This window comes from Paenibacillus sp. UNC499MF (assembly GCF_900107975.1).
Taxonomy (GTDB): Bacteria; Bacillota; Bacilli; order Paenibacillales; family NBRC-103111; genus Paenibacillus_F.
The window spans coordinates 149,755-175,731 of sequence record NZ_FNVF01000002.1 but is presented as its reverse complement, the minus strand read 5'-3'; the positions used below and the strand labels follow the sequence as shown (position 1 = coordinate 175,731).

The 25,977-nt window shown below is 51.1% G+C and carries 27 protein-coding genes; 4 read left to right on the top strand and 23 right to left on the bottom strand.

Annotated features, from left to right (window positions below; all coding sequences use genetic code 11):
- From C4S74_RS05945 to C4S74_RS05910, 7 genes are all read right to left on the bottom strand, one after another.
- A complete protein-coding gene (locus C4S74_RS05945; protein ID WP_103994435.1) occupies positions 1 to 1,137 on the bottom strand; it encodes a glycoside hydrolase family 88 protein in 1,137 nt (378 codons plus the stop codon).
- A 398-nt stretch (positions 1,138 to 1,535) separates the two neighbouring features.
- The gene (locus C4S74_RS05940) at positions 1,536 to 3,128 is read right to left on the bottom strand and encodes a helix-turn-helix domain-containing protein (RefSeq protein ID WP_103994434.1); all 1,593 of its coding nucleotides are present in this window, start codon (positions 3,126 to 3,128) and stop codon (positions 1,536 to 1,538) included.
- Positions 3,121 to 4,860 carry a sensor histidine kinase gene (locus C4S74_RS05935; RefSeq protein ID WP_103994433.1) on the bottom strand — a complete coding sequence of 580 codons (1,740 nt, stop codon included), beginning with the start codon at positions 4,858 to 4,860 and terminating at the stop codon, positions 3,121 to 3,123. Before C4S74_RS05935 ends, C4S74_RS05940 begins: the two co-directional genes overlap by 8 nt.
- 135 nt (positions 4,861 to 4,995) lie before the next feature.
- The gene (locus C4S74_RS05930; protein ID WP_103994432.1) at positions 4,996 to 6,330 is read right to left on the bottom strand and encodes an ABC transporter substrate-binding protein; all 1,335 of its coding nucleotides are present in this window, start codon (positions 6,328 to 6,330) and stop codon (positions 4,996 to 4,998) included.
- Positions 6,331 to 6,468: 138 nt separating this feature from the next.
- Positions 6,469 to 7,305: a carbohydrate ABC transporter permease gene (locus C4S74_RS05925; RefSeq protein WP_103994431.1), complete on the bottom strand. Its 837-nt coding sequence runs from the start codon at positions 7,303 to 7,305 to the stop codon at positions 6,469 to 6,471.
- Positions 7,306 to 7,317: 12 nt separating this feature from the next.
- A complete protein-coding gene (locus C4S74_RS05920; RefSeq protein ID WP_009672143.1) occupies positions 7,318 to 8,265 on the bottom strand; it encodes a carbohydrate ABC transporter permease in 948 nt (315 codons plus the stop codon).
- A 487-nt stretch (positions 8,266 to 8,752) separates the two neighbouring features.
- Entirely contained in the window at positions 8,753 to 9,739 is a 987-nt protein-coding gene (locus tag C4S74_RS05910) for a Gfo/Idh/MocA family protein (protein ID WP_103994429.1), read from the bottom strand.
- A 222-nt stretch (positions 9,740 to 9,961) separates the two neighbouring features.
- On the opposite strand from C4S74_RS05910, the gene C4S74_RS05905 reads away from it, so the two are divergent.
- Positions 9,962 to 11,026: an aromatic acid exporter family protein gene (locus C4S74_RS05905; RefSeq protein WP_103994428.1), complete on the top strand. Its 1,065-nt coding sequence runs from the start codon at positions 9,962 to 9,964 to the stop codon at positions 11,024 to 11,026.
- Positions 11,027 to 11,558: 532 nt separating this feature from the next.
- Here the strand turns inward: C4S74_RS05905 and fetB are convergent.
- The 12 genes from fetB to C4S74_RS05845 form a co-directional block, all read right to left on the bottom strand.
- Positions 11,559 to 12,323, bottom strand: a complete 765-nt coding sequence (gene fetB, locus C4S74_RS05900; RefSeq protein WP_103994427.1) for an iron export ABC transporter permease subunit FetB — start codon at positions 12,321 to 12,323, stop codon at positions 11,559 to 11,561.
- Positions 12,323 to 13,069, bottom strand: a complete 747-nt coding sequence (locus C4S74_RS05895) for an ATP-binding cassette domain-containing protein (RefSeq protein WP_103994426.1) — start codon at positions 13,067 to 13,069, stop codon at positions 12,323 to 12,325. The genes fetB and C4S74_RS05895 overlap by 1 nt, the downstream gene beginning before the upstream one ends.
- 525 nt (positions 13,070 to 13,594) lie before the next feature.
- Positions 13,595 to 14,206, bottom strand: a complete 612-nt coding sequence (locus C4S74_RS05890; RefSeq protein ID WP_103994425.1) for a flavin reductase family protein — start codon at positions 14,204 to 14,206, stop codon at positions 13,595 to 13,597.
- A gap of 216 nt (positions 14,207 to 14,422) precedes the next feature.
- Positions 14,423 to 15,034, bottom strand: coding sequence for an alpha/beta hydrolase (locus C4S74_RS05885; protein ID WP_181024349.1), 612 nt, complete (start codon positions 15,032 to 15,034; stop codon positions 14,423 to 14,425).
- A 2-nt stretch (positions 15,035 to 15,036) separates the two neighbouring features.
- Positions 15,037 to 15,987: a ring-cleaving dioxygenase gene (locus C4S74_RS05880; RefSeq protein ID WP_103994423.1), complete on the bottom strand. Its 951-nt coding sequence runs from the start codon at positions 15,985 to 15,987 to the stop codon at positions 15,037 to 15,039.
- A 64-nt stretch (positions 15,988 to 16,051) separates the two neighbouring features.
- On the bottom strand, positions 16,052 to 16,678 hold the full coding sequence (locus C4S74_RS05875; protein WP_103994422.1) for a nitroreductase family protein: 627 nt from the start codon (positions 16,676 to 16,678) through the stop codon (positions 16,052 to 16,054).
- A 126-nt stretch (positions 16,679 to 16,804) separates the two neighbouring features.
- A complete protein-coding gene (locus C4S74_RS05870) occupies positions 16,805 to 17,539 on the bottom strand; it encodes a pirin family protein (RefSeq protein ID WP_103994421.1) in 735 nt (244 codons plus the stop codon).
- 81 nt (positions 17,540 to 17,620) lie between these two features.
- Positions 17,621 to 18,085, bottom strand: a complete 465-nt coding sequence (locus C4S74_RS05865) for a MarR family winged helix-turn-helix transcriptional regulator (RefSeq protein WP_103994420.1) — start codon at positions 18,083 to 18,085, stop codon at positions 17,621 to 17,623.
- 145 nt (positions 18,086 to 18,230) lie between these two features.
- Positions 18,231 to 18,698 (bottom strand): hypothetical protein, encoded by a 468-nt coding sequence (locus C4S74_RS05860; protein WP_103994419.1) that lies wholly within the window; start codon positions 18,696 to 18,698, stop codon positions 18,231 to 18,233.
- Between the two features lie 3 nt (positions 18,699 to 18,701).
- Positions 18,702 to 19,487, bottom strand: a complete 786-nt coding sequence (locus tag C4S74_RS05855) for a S1C family serine protease (RefSeq protein ID WP_103994418.1) — start codon at positions 19,485 to 19,487, stop codon at positions 18,702 to 18,704.
- Positions 19,465 to 20,373, bottom strand: a complete 909-nt coding sequence (locus tag C4S74_RS05850; protein WP_103994417.1) for a hypothetical protein — start codon at positions 20,371 to 20,373, stop codon at positions 19,465 to 19,467. The genes C4S74_RS05855 and C4S74_RS05850 overlap by 23 nt, the downstream gene beginning before the upstream one ends.
- Positions 20,374 to 20,452: 79 nt before the next feature.
- Positions 20,453 to 21,130, bottom strand: a complete 678-nt coding sequence (locus tag C4S74_RS05845; protein WP_103994416.1) for a hypothetical protein — start codon at positions 21,128 to 21,130, stop codon at positions 20,453 to 20,455.
- Positions 21,131 to 21,284: 154 nt separating this feature from the next.
- On the opposite strand from C4S74_RS05845, the gene C4S74_RS05840 reads away from it, so the two are divergent.
- Complete coding sequence (locus tag C4S74_RS05840; RefSeq protein ID WP_103994415.1) at positions 21,285 to 22,112, top strand: helix-turn-helix transcriptional regulator; 828 nt, start codon at positions 21,285 to 21,287, stop codon at positions 22,110 to 22,112.
- A 101-nt stretch (positions 22,113 to 22,213) separates the two neighbouring features.
- Here the strand turns inward: C4S74_RS05840 and C4S74_RS05835 are convergent, their stop codons facing one another.
- Positions 22,214 to 22,573 carry a hypothetical protein gene (locus C4S74_RS05835; RefSeq protein ID WP_103994414.1) on the bottom strand — a complete coding sequence of 120 codons (360 nt, stop codon included), beginning with the start codon at positions 22,571 to 22,573 and terminating at the stop codon, positions 22,214 to 22,216.
- Positions 22,574 to 22,878: 305 nt separating this feature from the next.
- Between C4S74_RS05835 and C4S74_RS05830 the strand changes: the two genes are divergently transcribed.
- A complete protein-coding gene (locus tag C4S74_RS05830; RefSeq protein ID WP_103994413.1) occupies positions 22,879 to 23,322 on the top strand; it encodes an AHH domain-containing protein in 444 nt (147 codons plus the stop codon).
- Between the two features lie 45 nt (positions 23,323 to 23,367).
- Complete coding sequence (locus tag C4S74_RS05825; protein WP_103994412.1) at positions 23,368 to 24,183, top strand: imm11 family protein; 816 nt, start codon at positions 23,368 to 23,370, stop codon at positions 24,181 to 24,183.
- A 210-nt stretch (positions 24,184 to 24,393) separates the two neighbouring features.
- Here the strand turns inward: C4S74_RS05825 and C4S74_RS05820 are convergent, their stop codons facing one another.
- The 3 genes from C4S74_RS05820 to C4S74_RS05810 all read right to left on the bottom strand — a co-directional run bounded on the left by C4S74_RS05820 (position 24,394) and on the right by C4S74_RS05810 (position 25,832).
- Positions 24,394 to 24,660 carry an excalibur calcium-binding domain-containing protein gene (locus C4S74_RS05820; RefSeq protein WP_103994411.1) on the bottom strand — a complete coding sequence of 89 codons (267 nt, stop codon included), beginning with the start codon at positions 24,658 to 24,660 and terminating at the stop codon, positions 24,394 to 24,396.
- A gap of 108 nt (positions 24,661 to 24,768) precedes the next feature.
- Positions 24,769 to 25,323, bottom strand: a complete 555-nt coding sequence (locus C4S74_RS05815) for a VanZ family protein (protein ID WP_103994410.1) — start codon at positions 25,321 to 25,323, stop codon at positions 24,769 to 24,771.
- Positions 25,324 to 25,340: 17 nt separating this feature from the next.
- Entirely contained in the window at positions 25,341 to 25,832 is a 492-nt protein-coding gene (locus tag C4S74_RS05810; RefSeq protein WP_103994409.1) for a hypothetical protein, read from the bottom strand.
- Between the last annotated feature and the right edge of the window lie 145 nt (positions 25,833 to 25,977).

Here is a 25,977-nt window from a genome sequence, read left to right as displayed (position 1 = left end):
CTAGCTCCGCTCCTTGCGGTCGTACCAGTAACCCGGAATATTCCGTTCCATGCGCATCAGGGCTTCCAGATAGTAGTAGTCGCCCCACACCATGTAATCGTCCAGGCCGAGATTCCCGCGTACGTGGTAGGACCCGTGGTTCAGCAGCCCTTCCGCTTCGGGCTCTCCGGCCGTCGAATAATTTGTCACGAGAGAAGCGAGCGAGCGTTCCAGCAGATCAGCAAACTCCGCCCGTTCCGGGTCATCCGGCTCCAGGAGTCCGATCAGCTCATGCAGGCCCGCGGCAACGATGGCGGATGCCGAGCTGTCCCGAGGCGTCTCCGGCGTTACCTCCGCATAGAAATCCCAGTATGCTACGGAATCCTCCGGCAGCTGGGAAGCGAAGTAGCGCGCCATCCGCTTGGACGTTTCCAGGTACGCCCTATTACCGGTATACCGGTACGACAAGGCAAATCCGTACACGCCCCAAGCCTGGCCGCGGCTCCATGTGGAGCCGTTCGTAAAGCCCTGATGAGTCGCGCCCCCGATCGGCTCCCCCGTAACCGGCTCGAAAAAGAACGTATGATAAGAGCTGTCGTCCCCGCGAACGAGGAACCGTCTGCTTTTATCCGCCTGAATAACGGCGGCATCGCGGTATTTTGCATCTCCCGTATGCTCGTAGGCCCAGTATAGAAGCGGCAGATTAAGCAGACAATCGATGATGATCCGTCCGCCCTCCGTTTCGTCCCCCATCGGCCCCCAGGCCTGGATAAACTGCCCCTCGCCGTTCCAGCGTTCGAGCAGCTTGTCGGCCGCCTCCAGCGTCAAACTTTTGGCGTCCTCGTCCCCCAGTATGATCCATTCCGCTTTGGAAGAAAGCGAGTACAGAAATCCGATATCGTGATGGGCGAGCACCTTGTTCTCTTCCATCCGCTTTTTCATGCCGCGCACGGTGCTCCTCGCCGCTTCCAGAAACACTTCGTCCTTTGTATATTCGTAACAAAGCCAGAGCATCCCCGGCCAAAATCCGCATGTCCATTCGTCGTTATCCCGGAGCTCATAGCTGCCGCCGTCGCTCACGTGCGGGAACTTGTCGCCGAACTTCCCGATATTCCGGCGCGTTTTGAGCACCGCATCCTCAATTGCCGCCTTCCACATGGCCAATCCCCTTTCCCGTCTGAAAACCTGTACTTCAACAATCTTAGCTTGATGCGTCCATTGTAACGGGAGCCGCCCTTCCGACACAGGTGTGATTTTGGCAGGGATGTGCACTATTTTGACTTGGGGTCCGGCAGACCCCGATGCCGCGGAAATTCCGGAAAAGCCCGCAGCCCTGTTGCGACACCGCTGCGTGTCTATGAACCATGCTCTGCGGGCCCGTTACAAACCGTAAGCGGCTGCGAACCATGCTTCGCAAGCACGTTACGAGCCGCTGCCGACTGTGAACCATGCTCCGAAAGCACATTACGAACCGACGCCGATTGAGCGGCACGCTCCCCGGAACTGTTACGCCCCGCAGGCTCCCCCCTTTTTTTCAACAAAAAAAGAGCATCGGGTCATCTCTCCCGATACTCTCGCGGCGTCCGGCCGGTGTACTTTTTAAACACTTTGGAAAAATAAGTCCGGTCCGAATAGCCGAGCTTGGCGGCAATCAGCTCCACCGGGTCTTCCGACATCTGCAGCGCCTTGCAGGCGATTTTGACTTTGTACCGGTGCGCGTAATCGGTGAAGCTCTCTCCCGTCAGGCGCTTGAAGTACCGGGAAAAATAGCTCGGATTCATGAACAGGTGTTCCGCCACATCGATGGAACTCACGTTCTCTCCGAGGTGCCGGTAAATGTAATCGTCGATCACCTGCAGCTTCGGTTCTTTCACGGCAGGGGCGGCTCCCGTATCGGCTCCGATCATCAGGCGCTGAATCATCCAGCCGAAGACGGCGAGCGCATCGTCGACGTGCAGAGCCGTCTGCAGATACGGAATCCATTCGTCTTCCTCATTATCCGTGCCCGGCCGGGCCTGCTGGATGTACAGCTGCCGGACCTTCCGGACGCACAGCCGGTTAAGCTCCTCGGGATCGGCGAGCTTGCCGCAAGCGGTGCGGCGTATGCGGTCCATCGCCCCCTCCAGCAGCGCATGGTCGCGGTGGGCGGCCGCCGCCCCGATGTCCTCAAGCTCCTGTCCGAACAAACCCTCCGCGGGCAGATAATAGCCTTCCGACCCGTCGTCGAATTTCGGCGGGGCATATCCCGAGTCCGCGTAATAGAAGCGGTACCGGTTCTTGACCATGCTCCGGAAGGTAGGACCTGCCGAGGACAGCTCCAGCCTCGCCGGGCTGGACATAAACCGCAGGCCCACATGCAGGAAGCGGTCGCATTTGTCCCGCAGCTCGCTCGTGTAATCGTGCAGGTACTGCTTTTCGTTGAACGTCAGTCCGGGCCGGTAATTGAGCAGAATGACGAGAAAATCGCCCGAGTTGAACACCGTGACTCCCTCGTATGTCTGGGCCACCTCGCACGCGATGTTGTATACGCCGTAACGCAAAAGCGGCATATCGCGGCTCGCGTATTTTTCGGGAAGCCCCGCGAGAGACAAGTGTCCCAGCAGCAGCGCGTAAGCCGGATGCTTCCATTCCACTCCGAGACGCTCGGCATACCCGAGCAGGCCGTCCGCCTCCGTTCCTTTAATCAGCCGCTGGAACAGCGATTCCTTCAGCAAGTCCCGGTTGCGGTTCACGTCCTCCCGGTAAGACACCTGCTCCAGGCTGACGACGGACTGCTGAATGCGGCCCACGGACTGCTTCAGGCTTCGGAGCAGCTGGTCTTCCGTCAGCTCGTCCTTGATGAGATAATCGTCCGCGTTAAGAAGGAGCGCTTGCTTCGCATAATGAAAATCCTCGTGGCAGGTCAGAAAAATAATCCGCACCCCCGGCTTGATGCCGGAGAACTGGGCGGCAAGCTCCAATCCGTTCATCTGCGGCAGGCCGATATCGGTGACGACAATATCGGGCAGCAGCTCTTTGAACATTTGCAGCGCACGCACGCTGGAATAGGTTTCTCCCGCTACTTGAAGGCCGCACGCTTCCCAGTCAATCAGCTTGCGCAAATATTTCAGCATCGGCACATCGTCGTCGATCAGCATGACGTTATACATGGCTCTCCCCCTCCGAAAGTTGAATTGGGAATGACAGCCGTACTGTCACGCCCCCGCTCTCGCTGCGCTCCATTTCCATCTTCGCCGACATGCCGTAAGTCAGCCGCATGCGCTGCAGCACGTTCAGCAGGCCGACCCGGCGGTACGAGGACTGCTGGTCCGGGTCCCGGCTCAGCAAGGCCTGAAGCTCCCGGAGCTGTCCGTCCGTCATCCCTCTTCCGTTATCCGAGATGCGGATCACGATCCGGTCCTGCGCGCGTTCCGCCGTGAGCGAAATGGAGCCGCCTTCCTCCTTGTCGACGAAGCCGTGAACCACCGCGTTCTCGACGATCGGCTGAAGCAGCAGCATCGGCATCGGCTGTCTCTCAAGCTCGTCCGGAATCCGGACGGCAAGCTCCAGCGCGAGATCATTGCGCATGTTCATGATCTCCAGGTAATGCTTCAAAAGCACGCTCTCGCTGAGCAGCGTGGACGGCTCGTTCACTCTCATGTACGCCCGGAGCAGACTGCTCAGCGAATCGATCATCCGCCCGTGCAGCCTGTCGTCGGACACATACAGGCTGCATTTAATCGAATTCAGCGTGTTGAGCAGAAAATGCGGCCGGATCTGGGCGAACAGAGCCTGAAGCTCAAGCACGCGCTTCTGCTCCTGCTCCGTCTCGATGCCGGCGATAAGCCCGTTGATCTCGTCGAGCATCGAGTTGAAGGAGCGGCCGAGATCGCTGATTTCGTCCCTGCCTTTATCCGGAAAGCGGATGCTCCGGTTCCCTTCGCCGAACTGGTGCGCAATCCGCTGAAGCTTGCGGATCGGGCGGTGAAGGCTGCGCGCCAGGAAGAAGGACAGCATCAGGAACATGATGATAAACACCGCAACGGCCATGGCGCTGACAAAGAACGTTTGCGTAATTTGTCCCGTGGCCGTTTTCTCCGGCGTCTCGTACACCAGCTTCCAATTGCCTTGGGCAATAACCGCCTCGCTGCGGATATTCCGCTCTCCCTGTTTTCTTGGAAGCTCTGGCTCCGTAAAAGCGATGGAGGCATTGCCCGCGATGCGCTGCCCGTTTTTCTCGAAAAGCGTAAACTGGCCGGAAGTCGACGACGAAAAGTACGGATCGAAATACGTGCTGGAAATGCCGATCATCAGCGTTCCCAGCAGGCTCCCGGTTTCCGAGTCCCGGATGACCCTCGACAAGTAATAGTACGTGTCCTTATCCGGCCCCGAGCCCGCAACCGTCCCGAGCCATTGAATGCTGGTCGGGTTGTCCAGCACAATCCTCGGCTTCACCGTCTTCCAGTCGCTCTCCATCTGCGGCAGCGTCTGCCCGCTCCCCACATCCATATAAGGCACGATAAAACCCGTATCGTTTACCAGGAACAGACGCACATATTTGTTCAGCGCGTTAATCGATACCTGGTCGTAGCTGTTGCGGATTTTGGTATATTTGTTGAAATCGTCAAAGGTATGAATACCGTTCATCCCTTGGATTTCACGGAGATTGTCCCGGATCTCCACGTTCTGCACGTAGAAATGCGAAGCGAAGGAAATATCGTCCAGCAGTTTCTCGACATCCTTGGTCATCAGCTGCAGAATCGACTGGTTGGCCGCTTCCATTTTATCCATGGTGGTCCGTTTGATCGTAATGTAAGCGAGCGAGGATACGGTCACGATCGGCAGCAGGATGAAGATCAGGAACGAAAATTGTATTTTGCGGTAAAACGAGCTCTGCAGCATGATGCTCCTCCTCTGTCCGGACCTTCGCAAGCGCTTTCGTACCGGGTGTTTTCTCACTATACCAAGAACGCCCGAAAACGAGCTACGGCAAAAACCCCCAGTTCAGGAGGTCTTTGCCGCAGAATCGTCCTTGACTTACTTTTTATTTTTCTCGATAACCTTGTTCGCTTCGTCTACCATCCACTTCTGAACATCTTCCACTTTCTTGTTGTCCAGAATGAACATGCTGAATCCGTCGGTCAGGATTTTGTCCAGAGCGGCCGCATAGGAAATGCTGTTCTTGGACGGCGGCAGAGCCTTGATGCCCGCATCGAACAGCGTGTACATCAGAGAATCCACATCGTACAAGTTTTTGTTCTGGCCGATCAGACGTTCCACAAGCGGCTTGGAATCGCCTTTCTTCCAGCCCGGAAGCTCGGCGCGCGCATCTGTCAGGTTCGTGGACATGAAGCGCATGAACTGGTAGGCTTCCTGTTTATGCTCGGAGCTTGCGCCTACGGACATGTAGTTGCCTCCCATGAACATATCGGTCGGATCGCCTTTCTTTTGAACCGGTACCGGCGCGATGGCCGTTTTGAACGTGTGCGGGAATTTTTGCGTATCCCCGATTTCGCTGATCATCCAGGAACCGGACAGCAGCATGGCCGCTTTCTGGTTAAAGAACTCCGCGCGGTAGTTCAGCTTCGCGCCGATGACGTCCGCGTAAGGCTTCGCCGTCTTGTCTTCCTTCTCCATCGCGCGGCGGAGATTGAAGAAATAGGTATAGGTCGGGCTGTCGAAGTTCGTTTTGCCTTCTTCCGTCAGGAACGGATGCTGCATGTAAATTTGCGCGTCCGGGTTGGCGTACATCGGCCAGTTGTGGAAGTAAGCGCCGTAGCGTTTTTCCGTGCCTTCGCCTTTGTTCAGCTTCTTGGCGTATTCACGGAATTCGTCCCAAGTCCAGCCCAGCTTCGGAACCGGCAGACCCGCTTCGTCCAGAGCGTCTTTGTTCAGCAGCACGAAGTTGGTCGTGATGTTGTTTTGGATGCCGTAATATTTGCCTTCAAACTTCGGATTGACGAAGTATTCTTCTTCCGGCTTCACGTTGTCTTTGGCGTAAAACTCATCCAGCGGAGCCAGCACTTTGTTGGCTACACGCGTATCCAGTTCGCTGATGCTCGGGAACATGACGACGTCGACTTTCTCGCCGGATGTCAGCAGGACATCGAGTTTTTTGAGAGACTCAAGCGAGTTCCCCGGTACCAGAGAGATATGCTGAACCTTGATGTTCGGATATTTCTCCTGGAATTGATCGATATATTTCTTGGTCGATTGCGCCTGGGTTTCGTTATCCCAGTTGTAATACTTGATGGTGACCGGTTTGCCGGAGCTGTCTTTGCCTGCGGAGCCTTCTTCGGACTTGCCGCAGCCGCTGAGAACCGTAACGGCCAACATGATGCAGATAAGTACCCATGCCGTCGCCTTTTTCATTGTGTCGTTCCCCCTCAACCTGTGTATTATTTCCTCTACAATCGGTATTATAGACCCCGTGCCGGGCAAACGTTGTGCAACAATTTGACTACTTCTGTGAACAATTTTGACTCTGTGCACGATTTTGCGCGCCCTGGATTATCCTTTCACACCGCCGAGGGCGATGCCTTTGATCACTTGTTTTTGCAGGGCGATGAAAATAACCAGCAGCGGGATAATGGCGGATAAAGAAGCCATCATAAGCACCGCGAAGTTGTCGGCATAGTCATCCTTGAAGAGCTGGATACCGAGCGTGATCGGATAAAGCTCCTTGTCCAGCAGGAAGATAAGCGGCATCTGATAATCGTTCCACGTCCAGATAAATTTGATGATCGCGACCGTCGCGAGAATCGGCTTGCAGAGCGGCAGCATGATCTGCCAGTAGATGCGGAAGTAACCCGCGCCGTCGATCTTGGCGGCTTCGATGAAGTCGCTGTGTATGCTCATCATAAACTGCCGCAGCAGGAATGTGAAATAGATCGAGAACATCATCATCAGGATCAGCGCCGCATGCGTATCGTACAGGCCGAGCCAGCGGATCAGCAGGAAGCGGGGAATCAGCGTCGCCTGCTCCGGCACGATCATAAACGTCAGGAGCAGCGTAAACGCGATATTGCGCCCCCGGAAATTCAGCTTCGTGAAGGCGAACGCGGCCATCGAGGAGATGATCAGCGTCAAGGCTGTCACAATGACCGCCAATTTGATGGAGTTAAAATAAAACAGGTGAAACGGGACATTGCCGGCCCAGACGGCTTTGAAGTTCCCCACCGCGTTCCATGCCTGCGGAATCCACTGGATCGGGAAGACCATGACGTCCTTCTCGTATTTCATGGCCGCCGAGGTCATCCACAGGAGCGGAATGAGGAAGCACAAGGAGAACAGGCCGATGATCACGGTGTTAAACAGCTTCCAGAAATCAAATTTGCGCAAACTCATACGTGCTTCCTCCTATCCGTAGTGAACCTGGCGCTTCTGAATCTGCCAGGAAATCAGGGTGATAATGCCGACAATGGCGAACAGCAGCCACGAAATCGAAGAAGCGTAGCCCATCCGGAAGTTGCGGAAGCCTTCTTCGTAAATCCGGTAAACCAGTACCGTGGAAGCGTTATTGGGTCCGCCGCTCGTCAGGAAAGCGATCAGATCGAACACCTTGAACGAACCCATCAGCAGCGTGATAAAAAGAAACGTATTCGTCGGGCCGAGCATCGGCATCGTGATTTTGTAAAACTTCTGCAGGGAGCTGGCTCCGTCGATGCTGGCGGCTTCGTACATATCGTCCGGGATGCCGGACAGGCCCGCCATATAAATAATGATCTGGTAGCCCAGTCCCGCCCAGATGGCGATAATCGCGATGGACAGCAGGGCATACTTCGGATCGGCCAGCCACATCGGCGGATTGTCGATCCCCATGCTTTTCAGAAAACCGTTAATCGGCCCCAGCGAAGGGTGGTACAGCGCGCTCCAGACGGCGCCGACCGCGATAATCGAAGAAATGTAAGGAATAAAAAACGCCACTTTAAAATAGCTCTGCGCATACACTTTCGTGTGAATCAGCACCGCGAGCACCAGGGAAAGCGCCATGCCGACCGGTACTGTGAGAACGGTGTAGATCAGGTTGTTTTTGATTGCGGCAAGAACCTTGTCGTCCTGAAACATTTCCACATAGTTTTGCAGACCGACGAATTTGACGGAAGACATCCCGCCCAGCAGGTTCCAGTCGCACAAGCTCATATAAAGGGAAAATAAGACCGGGAATAAATACAGCAGCACAATGCCGATCAGCTCCGGGGACAGAAACAGCCAGCCTATCGTCGCCTCTTTCCTCCGGTGGTTCCAAAACGGCTTCTTGGGAGCCGATGCGGCTGCCCTGCTCACATTCGAGCTGTCCAGTTTCATACTCAAGCACCTCTCTACCTTGATGGTACCTTCACTATACGATGGCCGGACGGACGGGACCGATTCGGATTCTGACCTAAATGTGCATTATTTTGACTTTGCTTCCGGAGGAGCAGGGCGGGTTATCGCGATGCGCCGCCGCGGCTTTGTATTCCCAGACCGGTGAAAAGCACGGCAAAAAAAGCCTGCAATCCTTTCCGGATTCGGAAAGGCCGCAGGCCCGCCCGCGGTCAAGAGACCGCGTTTTTTTGTGCCGCGTTTAACCGCAGCGGCGGAAGCGAAGAAGAAGCGGAACGGCTTGTACAGAGCCATGAGACTGCCCGCCCGTCACGGGACGGTTGATTACCGTCATGTGACGCCGGGCACCGCGCGATGGGAGCTTCGGCAGTGCGGAAAAGACATAGCCGTGTTCAGGGATATCGGATCTACGGTCTTTACGGCCTCACCGCCGGCCTATTGCCGCCCGCTGTCCAGCCCCACAGCCGGATTACTTCTTGTCCGCGGGAAACACAAGCCCGATTTGCCTGCGGGCTTCGTCCATAATTTCCATGGCGGCCAGCGAAACCTCATGGGAATTGACGGCGGATTCCGTCTTGCCGCCCCGGATCAGGTCGATAAATTCCTGAACCTCGTAATACATGTTCCGCGCGATTTGAGGCTGCGTAAGATCCTCCACGGAGCCGTCCCTGTAGCGGATTTCGACTTTTTCCGGCTGGCTGATCTTGTCGATCACCATCGTGCCGTTCTCGCCCTGAATCTCCGAGGACTGATAGGAATGCGTAATTTTCGAGTGCATGATAACGGCGTCCATCTCCCCGTACTTGAGCAGCACACTGCCTTCTCCGTCGACACCTGATTCCAGCAGCATGCCGCCCGCCTTTACGGCGTCCGGTTTGCCGAACAGCTGAACGGCCGGATGCACGCAGTATACCCCGAGATCCATCATGGACCCGTTGGAAAAGACGGGATTGAACGCGTTCAGGACGGTGCCCTGCTTGTACGCATCATAGCGCGAAGAATATTGGCAGTAGCTGCCGAAATACCGGCGCACCGGACCGATTTTGTGAAGATTGTCCCGGATGGCCTTGAAGTTCGGAAGCAGCGTGGATTTCAAAGCTTCCATCAGCAGCACGTTGTTCTCCTTCGCCGCCACGATCATCGCGCGCAGTTCCCGCGTATTCGAAGCGATAGGCTTCTCGCACAGCACATGCTTGCCGCCCTTCATCAGCACGATGGCCTGTTCCGCGTGAAAAGAATTGGGACTGGCGATATAAACGGCATCGAATTCGCCGCTTTGCGCCATGGCTTCCAGGTCCGTATATATATGCGGGATATCCAATTTGTCCGCAAATTGCCGGGCACGCTCCGCCGTGCGGGAATAAACCCCGGTGAGCCGGAAGTCTTCCGATTCCCGGCCGGCATGAATAAGTTCTTCTGTAATCCAGTTCGTTCCTACGACTGCAAATCTGATCATCCTCGTCTTCCTTTCCATTAAACCGTAATGTATGGTTTCTAGTTTATCACGCGCGGTACTATCGGCAAAATAGGGAGGGTGCCGGACATTATGGCTCCGTCGAAGATGTTGTCAAGTTTGTGTTAGTTTAATTAACATTAAAATTTATTTTTTAAATTTCATATTTTATCCGTTTATTTTATGTTAGTATATCTAACATATATTTAAAAAGGAGCTGCCGCCATGTTTATCGGTCTGCGTGTCGTCAAAACCGTGATTGCGATTGCCGTCAGCATAACGGTCGCCCGGCTCCTTCGTCTGGAACCGGATCATTTCGCCGGCATCGTGTCGATGCTGGCTGTCCAGCCGTCCGTTTACCGTTCGCTTCGCCACACCCTGTCCCATATGGCCAGCGCCCTGCTGGCCTCCGCTCTGGGTATTGCGGCGGCCCTGACGCTGGGCAGCAGCCCGTTCGTTATTGCGGCCGCCGCACTGGCCGTAATGGCGCTTCACGTTAAGCTCGGCCGCACGGCATCCCTTGCGCTTGCCGTCATCGTGACCGTAAACACGATGGGAACAGCCGATGAGCTGACCGGAGGCATGGCCGCCTACAACCAGTTCCTGCTTGTCCTTGTAGGCATGACCGTCGGGACCGCCGTCAACATGATCCGCAAACCCGTTCACCGGGAACGCGAAGACGTGCTTCTGTCAAAGTCCGAGACGATGCTGCGCGCTCTGCTTTATTACATCCAGATCGACCTACAGGCAGGCAAAATGACGCCTTATAAGCCGGACATGCGGCTGCAGATCGAAGAAGTCCGCTCCTATATCGAGAGCGGCAAAGACGTCTCCCAGCTCGTGCGCGAAGACCGCTGGCTGAGCCGCGGAGACGATCCGGGCGCCGGAGAGCTGTTCCGCACCTACGAGACGATGATCGAGCGCATCCGCGATCTCGTCAAAGCGCTTCAGAAAGCGGATCTGTCCCATCCCGAAGCGGTCCGCCTTATCCGCGTGCTCGGTCTTCTCATCCGCGCTCAGGAAAGGATGGCGGAGAGGGGCAGATCCGTCCCGCTCCGCTATCTGCTTCCCGCCCTGAAGCCCGCCGCCGGGCAGGACGGCCGGACCGGTGCCGGAAACATCGCGCGCCTGTTCCCGTACTATCAGGCGTACGAAGCGATGGCGGATTATGCCCGGGGACTGGAAGCGAGCCTCCGCGCCGTCGATGCGCGGCCTGCTCTCAGACCCGCGCCGGTCAGAAGGCTCGGAACCGCTCTGCGTGGCAAGCTGTTCGATCATCCGGCGGGCTGAAGCCGCAGCGGCGGTCCCGTCACGGCACGGGCACCATACCCTGCGGAAGTGGATTCTGCCGGGCCGCCTCCCGGTCTGTCCGTCCCTACCAAAAAAGCGCCTGCCCGCCGTCTTCCGGCGGAGGCGCTTTTTTGGCAGGCGATCCGGGCTTCATGCGACCAAGCTTCATACTGTCCGGGCCGTATGCGGTCCAGGCTTCATGCCGTCCGCGCCATATGCGCTCCGCCTTCATGCTGTCCGCGCATATGCGGTCCGGCTTCATACTGTCCGTGCCGTATGCGGCCTGTTTTCATGCTGTCCATGCCGTATGCGGTCCAGGCTTCATGCTGTCCGTGCCGTATGCGGTCCGGCTTCATGCTGTCCGCGTCGTACACGCTCGGACTGCATGCAACCTGAGCCGTTGTGGGGTTTCACACCCGCATAATCAAACGGCTCAGCCCGCCATTTCAAGAAGAACGGTTCCGGCCGACTTCACGTTATGCGAAGCATGGGCAGAGGGTCCGAAGCAGCCCAGAAAACGGGACTGTCCCCTCTACAGCTTCTTCGCCTCCGGCACCCTCAGCCGCCCGTCTGCCGTAAACCACAGCGGCGCGCTAAGCAGGCCGAGCAGCATGGCGGTCAGCGCAGCGGCCGAGGACAGCACGAACATGATCAGAATCTGATAGCGCACTGCCTCCACCGGATCGGCTCCGGCCGCAATCATGCCGGTCATCATGCCCGGAAGCTGGACGAGTCCCGTCGTTTTCATCCCGTCGAGTGTCGGAATCATGCCGGAGCGGACCGACCGTTTGATCGGCGCGTGAATCGCCTGCTTCGCGGCGGCGCCCAAGGCAAGCAGAGCTTCGATCTCTCCGCGGGCGGCTTCCATTTCCCTCTTCATCGCATTTAGAAAAAGACCCGCCACGATCATCGAGCTCCCTATGGTAATCCCGCTGATCGGGATAATGAACTGCGGAATCGCTTGGATAATGCCGAACCCGAGCAGCAGCGCCATCGTCACGGCTTCGGTGCACGCCAGAGCCAGGGCGATTCGGGTTTTGATGCCGGGAATCTCCTTGGCCCGCTTGCCGACGTTCCAGGTGGCGACCGCAATCATCGCCGCAATAATCAAGATCATAAAAATGGGATGCCGCGCATCGAATACGAAGTGCAGCACATACCCGACGAACAGAAGCTGCAGGGCCGAGCGGACCGTACCGACGATGATCTCTTTCTCCAGTCCCAGCTTCTGCCTCATGGACAGCAAAATCGTCACGATCACGAACACCAGCGTGCTGGCCAGCGCAAGATTGGACATCAGTTTCCCTCCCCTTCCCGGTCCGGGCGGGAGATAAACCGGCGCGCCTGTTCGGTCGACGGCTCCCGGAAAAATTCCCCGGTCTGCGCCGATTCCATCAGCCGTCCTTCGTCCATAAACCACACCGCATCGCTTATCTGGGCCGCCTGTTCCAGATCATGCGTAATCCAGACGAGCGACGTGCCCGCGCTCCGCGACCAGTCCGTGAGCAGGCGCTCGGCCGCCCTTTTGCTGCCGGGATCGAGCGAAGCCGTCACTTCGTCGAGCAGCATCACTTCCGGCTGAAGGAGCATGGCCCGGACGAGAGCCGTCCGCTGCTTTTCGCCGCCGGACAAATCCCCGCCCTGCTTCGACCAGTCCAGCTCGTCCAGACCGAGCGCGGCCATGTACCGCTTCGCAAGCTCCCGCTCGAACGTGGTTCCGTGCAGCCTGCTGACCGTCTGCAAGTTCTCCTCCACGCTGCCCGGCAGCATAACCGGCTGCTGGGCGACGTAGCAGATTTTTTTGCGCCACTCCTGCGGTTTCCATTCGTCCGCGCTTTTACCGTGGAGCCGGAGCTCCCCCTCGTCCGGGCAGTCGAGGCGGGCCAGGATGCGCAGCAGCGTCGTTTTTCCCTGCCCCGACGTCCCGATCACGGCAATGCGCTCGCCTTCCCCCACCTCCGCCGAAATATTCCGGAACAAGTAATCGGAGGGACGGTCGTGCCTCTTTTTTGAAAGACCGTGCAAAATCAGCCTCGTACCCACTATGTAACACTCCCTGCCGCAAACGCCTCAAGCATCCGCTAGTCGTTTCTCCCATTATATCCCGAGACGGACCTCACGAGAATACATGACGGATATGGAAGCGTATCATTGAAAACGCCTGAGCTTTAACTTCGGACTGACTATAACCATCTTTTTTAAGCATAGACCAGAAAAGTCAGCTCGGCGCCTGACAGACAATCAGTCCAGCTTCATCGCGCACGGAACTTGATTATCCGCCTCAATAAACAACGCCGTAAATAATGAAACCCGTCAACTGACTTTCGCGAAAAGAGCCGGTGAAGGATGTTCCTTTTGCACGAAAGGATACGTACTTCGGCTAATCCCGAACAAAACAAAAGCTGCGGATCTTTCCGGTATTCCCGGCAGAGATCGCAGCTTTGCTCTTTTCTAACCCTATTTCCGGTTGAACGGGTAGTCAGCCTTTCAATTAAAGGGGATTACGGTGCGGAATGGAGCCGTAACGCCGGTTGTCTCACTTCATCCGCCTGCCTTCACATCCCACGCTCACTCCGGCCGCTCCAGCGAGAAAATCTCGCCGAGCTTGCTGTAGCCGCTGCCGGCGAGCCGGCTGACCGGACGGAGCGCGGCCGGGTCGATGCGCCCTCCGCTGTACAGCTCGTCGGCGATGTGAAAGCGGACCACGCGGCCGATCAGCAGATCGCACGCCGGCGACGAATCGATGCCGCCCAGCGGAATCGACCGCTCCAGCACGCACTCCATGCGGATCTTCGCTTCGGATACGCCGGGCACGGCGATTTTGCCGCTATCGACGAGCGTCAGATCCGCGAGTCCGATCTCGCTCTCATCCGGCGGCAGCGCCGCCGCGGTGGCGTTGATCGCCTCGATGTACGATTCGTCGCTGATATGGACGACGAACGCGCCCAGGTCCCGTGCGTTGCGCGCCGTATCCTTCGGCTCTCCGTCCTTACGCTGGACGGAGACGGAAATCAGCGGCGGGTTCGCCGTCACGATGTTGAAGTAACTGAACGGCGCCGCGTTGACGACGCCTTCTTTGGACAGCGTCGTCACGAACGCAACCGGCCTGGGAATGATGCTCCCGATGAGCAGCTTGTACGTCTCGCGCTCGCTCTGGCTTTCCGGATCGATCTCAATCATACTCGCTCTCTCCTTCCTTCCCGCCTCCGCTTCTGCGAGGGCCGGGTGCTGCGATGCCTATAGCGGCAGTTCCGTTAGACGGAGTACTATGACGCTGGCGGGGCAGTTCCGTCAATCGGGTTACTATGACGCCGGCGTCACTTCCGTTAGGCGTGCTTTCCGCCCTTCAGAATTTTCGGTTCACACCGCTACCCTAACCCTTGCCAGCACTCAGCCTCAGCTTTTAAAATGTTCCGCAAACCAGCGGGCCGCGGCGTTTACTTCCGAACCCGTCAGCTGATGACCGTAGTTCTCCCAGTGAATTTCCACTTCGGCGCCCGCCGTTTCCAGCAGATTTTTAAGCTCCTCCGTCTCGCCCGGCGTGCAGAGCGGATCGTTCTTGCCCGCTCCGATAAAGACGGGCAGACCCGCGGAATCCGGCAGCTCGATACCTCTGCGGGGCACCATCGGATGATGGAGGATCGCCCCTTTCAAAGCCTGCTTGTAATGGAAAAGAAGACTGCCCGCAATGTTCGCCCCGTTGGAGTAGCCCACGGCAACGAGATTGCCGCGGTCGAATCCGTACTTCTCCGCCGCCTCGTTCAGAAACCCGTAAAGCTCCTCCGTACGGGATACGAGATCTTCCTCATCGAAAATTCCTTCCGCCAGCCTGCGGAAAAAGCGCGGCATCCCGTTTTCGAGAACATTGCCCCGGACGCTCAGCACGGAGGATTCCGGGGAGATGCGCTCGGCCAGCGGAAGCAGATCATGCTCGGTTCCTCCCGTCCCGTGGAAAAGAACCAGGACGGGCGCAGCCGGATTGCTTCCTTCGCGGTATACATGTTTCATCGTCATTGTTTATCCGCCTCCAATACACGGACTTCGATAGGAGGAAGTCCTTTCTGAATAGTCGCCCGGTGAGGTTCATACCACTCCGGCAGCACAAGCTCTTCGCCAAGCGCTTCGAACGGCTCGTCGCGCGTGAAGCCCGGAGGATCCGTCGCGATCTCGAACAAGATTCCGCCCGCCTCGCGGAAGTAAATCGCGTTAAAATACTGGCGGTCGATAACCGGCGTCGGCTGGAACCCTTTCGTCTGGACATAATCTCTCCAGTCCTCGTGGTCTTCGAAGTCTTTGGCCCGCCAAGCGATATGATGGACCGTGCCCGCTCCGCCCGTGCCGTGAGGCACCTCGTCTTTTTTGATATCCACCACGTTGCCGATGTCGCCTTCCGATACGAAACGGACCAGGCCGTTATCCTCGCCGGTTCTTGTCAGCCCCATCACATGCTCAACGGTGTGCATCGTGCTTTCCGGGTTCAGGCTGTACAGCACCGCGCCGCCGAAGCCTTTGATCGCTTTGTCCGCGGGTACGCCGCCGAACGACCATTTGCTGTCCGCTCCTTCCGCCCGCTCCACCAGCTCAAGCTCCAGGCCGTCCTTATCCTGGAATTGGATATACGTTTCCGAGAAACGCTCCGTCTCCCGAAACGGAATATCCAGCTTCTGCAGCCGCTCTTTCCAGAAAGGCAGCGCACCCTGAGGAACCGCAAAGGTTACAATGCCGACCTGGCCGCCGCCAATACGTCCTTTGCGCGACGTTGCCCAAGGGAAGAACGTGATGGCCGTGCCAGGGCTTCCCGATTCATTGCCGAAATAAAGATGATACACTTCCGGCGCGTCGAAGTTGATCGTTTTTTTCACAAGTCTCAGACCGAGCACACCGGCGTAAAAATCAACGTTCGCCTGCGCGTCTTTTACAAAAGCGGTAATATGATGAATGCCTGCTGTTTTTTTCGTCATGATTGAGCACCTCTTCGATTTTAATATAGGTTGGCTTTGGTGGAGAAAATTAGTCGGGGTTATTTCAGAAAGAGTCCCTGCTTACAAATTCGCCGACAGGCTTGCGGTAGCCCCGCGGCCTTTGGCCGGAAACGTCTTCCTTGCCGATCGTAATGAGCAGGGCCGGCACATACCGGTCCGGGATATTCAGCGCTTCGCGCATCGCATCCGGATCGAAGCCGATCATCGGACAGGTGTCCCAGCCTCTGTCTTTGGCGGCCAGCATGAAGGTCATCGCGGACAAGCTCGCGTTGCGGACCGCTTCGTCGCGTTTGAACGCTTCGCCTCTATCCTCGTAAAACGCCGTGACCGCTTCGATCGTCTGGTTATACTCCTGCTTGTTGATCACGCCCAGATTCAGCAGCCCTTCGTTGATTTTACCGGCATCGTGATGGGCATCCATATGACCGAGCACCAGAATCGCGGCCGACGCCATTTTAACCTTGTACTGCTTGTTAGCGGCCTCATATACCCGTTCCTTTACCGCGGGATCTTTCACGACCACATAATGAGCATGCTGCAAATTAAAAGCCGACGGCGAATATTTGACCAGGCTGAAAATGGCATCCAGTTCCTGATCCGGCAGCTCGATATCCTTTATGAATTTAGTAGCCGATCTGCGTTCTTTTAATACCGTTTCGAAATCGTTCATCATAATCTCTCCTCTATCTCGGCAGTGGTAGGGTGTGCGTTTATATCAACCGTCAAGCGTAAGCTTGCGGGAAAAGTATTCCTGCCGTGCGGCCTTGTTCGGACAGGATGCCGGACAATAGTCCGCTTACGGCAGGTCGATCAGCATGAGCCGGGCTCCCGTCTCGGTATGCATGTCAAGCCGCTCCTGCTCCGTAATACGCGCCGCGTCTCTGCGGGACAGCTTGTATGCGCCGTCTGCCGTTGCGGAGCCTTCGATAACGAAGACGTACATCCGTCTTCCCGGCTTCTGGCTGAACTCAAGCACGCGTCCCGGCTCCAACTCCGCGAGATAGAGCGTCATATCCTGATGGATGCTGGCCGGCTTCATTCCGTCATCATTAGCTAGCCCTGCGGCCGTTTCCGGCTGACGTCCCGTTACGACGGGAACCCATTCGTTTTTGCGGGCGTCCAGGTCGTAGGAAGCCTGCTCGTAGGAAGGGGTAAGCCCTTCCTCATCCGGCGTAAACCAGAGCTGGAGCAGCTCCACCTCTTCCGAAGCCGACGGGTTCGTCTCGGCATGCTCGATGCCGGTTCCCGCGGTCATCCGCTGGACTTCACCGGCACGCGTGACCGTTTTGTTGCCCAGCGTGTCTTCGTGCTGCAGCTCGCCCCGGAGCACCACCGTCACGATCTCCATTTCCTCGTGCCTGTGGAAATCGAATCCTTTTAAAGGCTGCACCCGGTCATCGTTGAACACCCTCAGCGGCCCGAATTCCGTATTTCCCGGATCGAAATAACCGCCGAATGAAAAACTGTGGCTCGTGTACAGCCAGCCGAAATTTCTCGTAATGCGCGCCAGCGCCTCGTGAACTTTGATCATGATAACCGCTCCCTCGTCCGGAACGAACCGGAAATCTTAAATTTGATTATCTTAATGTTAAGATAGTTACCAAAAAAAATTTTAGCCCTGCTTTTGAGCCGCCGTACCCAGCTTTTTGATCAGCCCGATCGCCAGCTTCTTCTCTTCCGCCGTTAATCCGCTCATGCTTGCTCTCACAACCTCGGCATGCTCGGGAAAAATATCGTTAAACAGCTCCGTACCCTGTTCCGTAATCTCCGCATAAGTCACGCGGCGGTCACTCGCACACGAGATCCGTCTCAGAAGCTCTTTCTTCTCCAGCTTGTCGATGTTGTAGGTGATGCTTCCGCTGGTGACGAGAATCTTGTCTCCGATCTGCTGAAGCGGAAACTTTCCTTTATGGTACAAAAGCTCCAGTATGGCGAACTCCGAAGGAGACAAGCCGTGTCTTTTCATATCCTTGACCGAGCGGTCCATAATGACCTTCTGGGCTTTCGAAAGAACCACAAACAATTTAAGCGATAAGTCGATGTCTTCATTCACTAAGGTGTTGTCCTGCTCTTTCATGCGGTTCACCACCGTTCTGTCGATATCTCAAATTTAAATATCTTTAATTTAAGATAAATATACACCTCTTTGAAAGAGGTGTCAAGCGTATTGTTTAAATGCTTATTTCTGACTTTCCCCAGTTCAGAGACTCCATGAGTCTAACTTACTTTTGAAAAAATTCAAATATTTCCGTTTTTTCAATCCCATCTTGCGTTTTCCAACTCAATCTTCCTTCTTGGTTTTGCTTGGTCGAGACTGAAGGTACCTGAAAAGAAAGCCCTTGACCTGATTCTAAGTTAGGTGTAGTCATCCCTCTGTCCTCCATTACCAATTCCACGTCTACAGCAGGTAAAGCTCCCTTATAAGTTATCCCAAGTACGTAAGAACTATCTTTGTTTGAATAATTCCAAGTTATTTCCCAATCTTGTCTTATGACTAATTCATTTTTTTCAGAATTATTTTTGCTGTCATTGACGGAAAACGGTTTAATCTGTTCTTTATTATCGTTATAACATCCTGACATCAAAAAAAATGAACTGAGAGCTATTATATATATTTTTTTCAAAGGCCGTTCTTCCGTGCCATTGTGCTTAATTTTTTTCTTGATTAGTAACACCATCCTCTGAACCACTCATCATTTGGTATCCCCTTCAAGCAAAGTCTTTATAGGACGTTTCATTTGCTTGATTTGTAAAAACGTGTTTATATAACTTGAAGGAACTGCATAATTAATGTTCGCCGAGCTTATTTGGGAATTAGATATTAATCCAACTAATCTGCCAGTACCATCTAATAAAGCTCCACCACTGCTTCCCGAATCCACAGGAGCAGAAAATTGTATTCTTTGTCTATTTTGTTCTCCTCTTATTCCACTTATCCATCCGACAGATAGCGTGTTAATTAAACCAAGTGGAGAGCTTATGGTTACTATTGGATCGCCAACTTGTGATTGTTTTTGCTGTACTTCAATATATTTTTCATTAAAGGACCCTACATCTAAAAGAGCCAAATCAAGTGTAGAATCAATTTGAAACAGGGAGTCAATCGTTTTCGTTTTTTTGTCTGCATGGATGATTCTAACGTAATAACCACCTGATATTACATGTAAATTAGTCAGTACATCCCCATTTTCATTAATTACAACTCCACTGCCATATGAAATTTTCTCCTCTTTTTCATTATACACTTCTAACAATACAATTCGTTCATGGCTCTCCTCCCATATTTTTTGAGGTGTGAATTTATATACATTAGAACCATTAAACAAATCTTTTATATAACAATAAAGAGTTGTGCAATCTGAGAGGACTTTTCTATTATTGGAATCAATTGTTTGAGCGATGCTTGGTGAGGGTTGTAAGATAAGAAAAAAACAAAAGAAGATAAATAAGACCTTTTTATTTCTCATCATATACAACATTCAGATTCTCCCTTTTGAGTAATTCAATTAACTCATAGTCCTTCTGGAACATAGGAACAAACATAGCTGTAGAAATAGGTGTGTACTCTTCTTTCCCTTTTTTTTCAATGATTAGATAGGGACGTATAGAGAAAAATGAATGGTTTATATTTGCCCCATCTTTCAACTTAAAGTTAAATTGAAAAGCTTTTTGAGAATTAGCTTCTATGCAATTTTGATCTATTTGACCTTTACTTTCATCTAGGTTTTCATATTTCTCTGCTGAAGTTATTGTATCAACATAATAATTAATTACTGGGGAATGTAAACCCCTAACGCAAACTTTTTCATTAGAAATGTTACGAACTTCTACTCTATAGAAATCAAGACCGGCACTTAAAAATGATTTTTTTCCAAAAATTACATTGGACGATGGACTAACATTCTTTCTTATATCCAGTAACCAGTTTCCTATATTATACTCCTTATCGTTTAACTTAAGTTTTGATAACTCATAAACCGATTCACTAAGCTTAGGCAGCTGTATTTCTAGAGTAATAAGAGAGTAATTTTTATCTTCATAGCCGGTCTTCATTTTGTAGTCAGTTGCTTGCAAGACCACCTCTTGTTTAGTTACCACTTCGAGTTTAGAAAGAATTACGTCTAACCCAGCAAATTCTTTATCTCTATGTACAACAACAATGTTTAATGGTAAGAAAGGAATCTCTTGTTCATCATATGCATGGAATGAGTCCCATTTAACAACATATACACCGTCTTTAGGCCACATTAATTGATCTGATGGAACCGGAGCAACTTTAACATCATTTATGTCAACGGAAGAACAGCTTTGTAATAAAAAAAGGATAAGGCATAAGCAGGCCACTTTTTTTAATTTTGAAACCATAGCAATTTAATCCTTTCTTTATGTTTAATAGGAATGGCTTAAGCTAGAGCTCAAGCCATTCCTTTTCATCGTCTATTAATTAAGTTTCCCAGCTATAAAAATGGGGCTTAAACCACTGTGCGGCCCATCCAGTACCGTAGTCAGTTCCATAGTTGTAACCGTCTGTATCATACCAATCAGTGTGGCAGTTATATTCTTGGGTATGGTACCAATCTTGCATACCAACGTGAACTGTCTTATTCCCACTCACTCCCGCATTGTAACCCCAAGTTTTGGTATCTGTCCAAGTTACATCATATCCCACCGTGGCACTTACTTTTTTATAATCAAACTTAACGCTTGCCCCCCATTTATTAGCGACGGCTTTAGAAATAGAGAACACTAGAGTATCGTTTGAAGATTTACCATTTGTACCACTAATAACTTCTCCTCGGTCCGTATAACCATCGTATGTCTTAAAAATATTGTCTACAGTATGCGTATGTGGATGGAGAATATCAATATGGAGCTTTTTAACAAAGCCTTTTGGAAGTCCATCCTCTGAATCTTTATAAAGCTTGATTTGTTCGGTTGTTAAATTACCAAGAGGAGTTTCCTTAAAACCATTTTGGGGCACAATGCCTTTCTTTGGTTTTTCAGAATTATTATTTAGTGTTATAGCTTGATCTTCCTTTTTATTTTCACTAGCAGCGGCTACACTCGCCAAGGAACCAACGGTTACAGAAAAAATTAATACAGCACCAAATAGTTTTTTCAATTTTTCCCCTCCTATTATAGTTGCCGGCCGGCTTGGATAGACTAACCATCCAACTTGATCGTACTGGAAAATATCTAAATTAAACATGTACATCACGACACCTGTTGTGTAAAATCTATGTTAAATATATACATTTTTGTAAAGGGAGTGTTTTATGTCTCATATTTTCCATTCACCACTAACAGTACCTATGAAGTTTAAGTCTTATGCGGCCATTAACGAAGAATACAAAGCCGATTGGGTCAAAGAGCTTCATGAGTTAAAAATTAATACAAATAAAGAAAAATTGACTATCGTCAATGATTTTCACTCAATTTTTTTAAACAATAGAGATACGGCAGTTTTAATTGAAAAGGAAATTATCAGTATAAGAGAGTACCTACCCTACTCCCATTTATTTTTATTCACCGATATAAATGCTGTGGCACTAAATGTTTGGGGCGATCCTTATTCTATTGAATCCGCTAAAACTTTGGATCTTATTCCGGGTGCATCTCTTTCCTTTTCAAACACTGGCATAAATGCTGTTTCTATAGCAATGAAATTAAACGAAATGGTTATATTAAACGGTAATGAACATGACTTAGAAATGTTTAAAAAATGGACATCTATCTGCTCTCCTATTAGACAAAATGAAAATACAATAGGATATTTAAATTTATCATTCGCTTTATTCGAGCAAAACTTGTGGGCAATTCCGGTACTTGCTCAGATTGCAGTTCAAGTTGAAAGGAAAATTTTCAAAAACTCCCCACATTTCGAGAAAAAACTTGTAGTACAATTCATTAATAGCGGCTTTTCAAAAAGAGAGAGCGAAGTAGCCTGCCTATGGCTTCAAAATTATAGCGTATTAAAAATTTCTGTACTTCTAGACGTATCTGAAGGAACGGTTAAAAACGTTATTCAAAAAATATATAAAAAAACTGGGATACGAAATAAAGCAGAGTTTTTATTGAAATACCATTTAACTTCTCCTCAATAGCATTTTGTATAAACAATTATCTGAACTAAAAAATGCCCTTGCATATGTAAGGGCATTTTACGAAATAAAAATTTAGATTATTTTTAATCATCTATAAGCGTTCACTCCGGCGAGGGCCCCAGCGGGATGCGGTACTGCGAGCATTCTTCCACGATATGCTCCCCTTGCGAATACATCCAGCGGAAGCGAAACTGACTGCCGCCGTAGCCAGTTTTCTCCCGGATATCGGGCACGACCACCGTCTCCATATTGTCCAGAAGCGTCCGCTGCATATCCGTCAGCCTCTGCTCGTTTGCCTTGCGGCGCTCCTCCGCTTCTTCTTCGGATGCCGAAGTCTGGAGGTAATACTCGAGGCCGACCTCATCGGCACTCCAATCCTGCGGCAGAGGCGCTCCCGAACCGCGGAATATTTCCTTCACCGTTTCAATCCAATCGTTGTAAAGATCCATTTCTACTTTCAAAATCGGGTCCTCCCACCTGAATGTCTTGCCAATTATTTTACACTATTCTATCTTTGTTTTCGATTGTCGTCATTTCTGTTATTTTCAATTTAAAATATAGATTGTTCTTAGCCGTTATTATGACGACTAAGAACAATCTGTAGGCAGAAATCGTACTACTAGAGGATTATTGTTATTTCTTTTTTTCTAATATATCTTACATTTGCATCTCCCGCGCCCAACTCACCATATGGATTACTTCCCCACACCCAGATTGTCCCGTCACTTTCAAAGCAATCGAATGAGTATAACCAGCTGCTACAGCAATTATTGAAGTAAGATTAGGAACTTGTACGGGGGCATACTCGTCATATCCTGATGCGCCTGACCTGGAAGCTGCTGGGCTATTAAAACCAAAAGACATTAAAGACCTTGAAAATTGGCAAGCCCACCATATTGTGGCTACAGGCTCTAAAAATGAATCTGCAGCTCGTGCACGAGATATTATAGAAAAACAAGGTATAGACATAAACGTAAATTCTGCAGCAAATGGTGTCTCGCTACCAAAGTATCCTGGTTATTCTGGAGTGGAAGTTGAGGGACTTATGGTCAGTACGCATAATGGTAATCATGTAGGCAGTTATTATGAATATGTATATAAACAATTAGAACCTGTAAAAAATGACAAAGATGCTATACTGGATGTAATTAACAACATAAGAGAAGATTTATTAACGAACAAAGTAAAACTAGGGAACTTGAATAACTAAATATCAGTAGACATATTCATTAAATTTCTTAATTGGGGTGAAACCATGAAAATATGGTTGCTTGGAAGCCAATTTGATATAAATATAATGTTGACTAATCGCAATCAAGATAATCCTTTGTATTTTGAGGATAAGTTTGAAGGCGAGATAATTTCTGAATGGGGACATATAAGATTTAACTCTAATAAAAAGAAACTTAGGGATTCTGTAAGCTTTATATCTGGCATACCCATTTTTAGCGAAAAAGCCGTGTCTGTCTTGCAGGACCCTTTGGAAAACAAGACACAAAGCCTACCGCTATACAATGACGATTATACTGTTTATGCTCAAAACGTAATTAATGTCATTGACTGCATAGATTATAAAAAAGCTCATGTTCGCTGGGTTAAAAAAATTAAAAGACCCATGGGATTTAATAAATATGCATTTGATGCCGACAAAGTAAAAAATGCTTTTATTTTCAAAATTCCCGAAGAAGTGGCTGTTAACGTCTTTGTTACCGACGAATTTCGCAATCGTGTTTTACAGGAAGAATTGACCAGCTTTGTATTCACTGAAATTTGGGATTCAGAAGAAGTTCCTGTTGATGAGCAGACTGTTGAAAGACACTATAAACAAATACTGGACCAGATTGATCAGGAAAAGGGTATTGAATATCCCTACGCCCAGGCAATGAGAATGGTGCTGGACGAAGATAAATCGATACGCAGCCGAGAATGGCGGGTACAGAAGAATAAAAAGGGATCTCTCATTATCGGTGAACTTCTCAAAGATGGTACCTATCAATGGATAGAACCTGTTTATTATCCTGTAGCGCTAAGAGAATTGAGTTGGCATCTTGTCGATAAGCTCGATCTTTAATCTAATGGTCAAACTCATGCGTTAACTTTGACTTTTAAGAAACCAGTGTCGGCTATAACGGCCTCTCAGTCTTTATTTTTGGGTACGGAAAGCGTCCTTAAAAGGGCGCTTTTTTTTGTTAAGAGCCAATTCTAGTCCTGCCACATCATATATCACCGGTCAATTCTATCAATAAAAAAGAACCCTTCCGGGCGGAAAGGTTCCGCTTCATCAGCGCTCGCAGGCAATCTGGTCTTTGTCCCCGTCGAGCTTCTTGTTCGCGTCGTAAAGCTCTTTGGAAGCATACGGCTTGTACTTGGTTTTCCCGCCTTTGTTCTTGGTCGAATCCGAACGGGCGACACCGCCCTTATAGTCTTTGTTGAGTTCCGTGCAATTTTTGTAAGTCTTGGCCGCTTTCGCCGCCGCGTGCTCGCTCAATCCGAGAGGCAGGGCCACAAACAAAGCTGCCGCAAGTACCGCCGCTAATTTTTTCTTCATCCTCGTTATCCCCTTATGAACGAATTTCCCGTTACAAACCTATCATAAAGGGTAAGGTTAGCGTTTCCAATACGTTTTGAGCCTTATTAGCTAAAAGTTTCATAAAGTTTATACGGCGGTATCAAGCAGAGACGAAAGCCCCCTCTTCTTACCGGGACTGATCCGGCGGACCAGGGCCGCAAACAAACGGTAACATCCGTATCCGAGCAGGACGCCGGTAAAATTCAGAAGCACGTCGTTTACATCTACAGACCGGTAGCCGGCACGGAAAAGCAGGGAAAGCAGCAGCTGGGCACCCTCGATTGCCACGCCGAACATGACGCCAGCCCGAAGCATACGTTTGAAACTCACCTTCCGGAGAAAAGGCAGCCCGAACCCGAACGGGACAGAAAGCAAAATATTGTTGTAAATTTGGGCCGCTTCCCAATGAACGAAGTTAGTCGGATCGAGGTCATAGGAGAGCCGGAACACATCATGCTCCCAGACAAATAAGGGTATCGGAAACAAGGTGTAGCGAAGCACGTTCACCATGTAGATATAAAAAATAACATAAAGAAGCAAATATAAGTGACTGCGCTTATGCTTGATTTTCAGCCGAACGAGTAAAACGATCAGCACAAGAAGAGCCAGCAGCACAGTCGAACCGTCAAAATCCCAAAGCATCCACACGTCCTCCCAAACTATTCCCGATCTTCGATAACCATTTCGATATCCTTATGAAGGCTGTTGTCATACAGAGATACATTCCAAACTTTCTTTTCGTTGTCCAAAGAGACTTTCTTCACGGTGGGGATACTAGCCTTTTCCTGATGAAACGCCCTTTGCAGGACTTCTTCAGGCCCAAGTACCGCTCCCTCGGGCTTCTCCAACTTTTCTTTAGAGAGGACGGTTCCGCTTGTTTGTCCCGGATAGGACGCTACAGTCGGTCCCTCTGGAACTTCGACCGTAACTTTCTCGCCTACGTTAACTTGATCCGCAATTCCCCTTATCCAATCCGCATCATACATTTTTTCGTTACCCGATAAGCTTTCGGTATTACTCACAAGCAGCGCCCGATCCGCCTCTTTTTGCGCCACATATCCGGTAAAAGACCCTTTTGACTGTTCCGGACTTTCTATACATCCCGGCAAGCAGCCAAACAAGAAAATAACTAGAAGGATATTTCGGAGCATACACGGCCCTCCTTATTTGTTCACTTATTTCCACATCCTTACAGACTTAGTTTCTTCAAAAAAAGTTTCTTTTCCGTCGGATATTCTTCTCTGACAAAAAAAACGGACAAAAAAAAGATGCCCGGAGCCGGGCATCTTGCTTCGA